The sequence below is a fragment of the Psychrobacter sp. 1U2 genome (assembly GCF_051847575.1).
Genome location: NZ_JBPYDC010000891.1, coordinates 1 through 786, shown reverse-complemented (window position 1 = coordinate 786; position 786 = coordinate 1). Strand labels below are relative to the sequence as shown.

2 protein-coding genes are annotated in these 786 nt (G+C 46.3%); both read left to right on the top strand.

The window, feature by feature from the left end; genetic code table 11:
- Positions 1-353 (top strand): GTP cyclohydrolase II RibA (gene ribA / locus ACS8FD_RS19385; RefSeq protein WP_439277062.1); only part of this gene is annotated, 353 nt, incomplete at its 5' end.
- Between the two features lie 48 nt (positions 354-401).
- Positions 402-786, top strand: a 385-nt coding sequence (locus ACS8FD_RS19380) for a coproporphyrinogen III oxidase (RefSeq protein ID WP_439277061.1), incomplete at its 3' end; no start/stop codon positions are given.

Below are 786 nucleotides of genomic sequence, written 5' to 3'. Positions count from 1 at the left end.
GTCAAGAAGGTCGCGGTATTGGATTGACTAATAAAATTCGTGCCTATGCTTTGCAAGATCAAGGCCATGATACCCTAGATGCCAATCTTATGTTAGGGCTGCCTGCTGACGCGCGCATCTATGATATGTGTGGCCCTATGCTTGCTCATGTAGGCGTTGATGAAGTTCGTCTTATTACCAACAACCCGGATAAAGTGTCTTATTTGACGGACAATGGTATCAATGTCGTTGAGCGGGTACCATTGGTGGTCGGGGTCAATGACAGCAACGCCGATTATTTGGCCACCAAACGTGACCGTATGGGTCATCTGCTTGATAAAGAGTTTTATACCAAAGCTCATCTTAATAAATAAACTTATCATCAAAAATCTTTACCAACGGCTATAGTGATAGAAATTTTTATGAGCATTCCCAATCTAAATAGTACAACCAACCACAATACTGATGCTAACGGCAACCAAACCACGCCGACACCTGATGACATCACACGTGTACGTGAGTTTTTGGTTGACCTACAAGCGCGTATTTGTCAAACACTAGAAGCGCAAGAGCGTGACGGCGGCGGCGATGCAACCTTTGTTCCTGACGACTGGGAGCGTCCAGAAGGTGGGGGCGGACGCTCATGTGTTTTAGCAGATGGCAAGGTCATCGAAAAAGCAGGTGTCATGTTTAGCCATATCCATGTTCATAACTTGCCCGCTTCAGCAACTGCTCGTCACCCTAACATTGCCGGTCGCAAGGCACAAGCAATGGGTGTATCTCTAGTCGTACATCCCAAGAATCCAA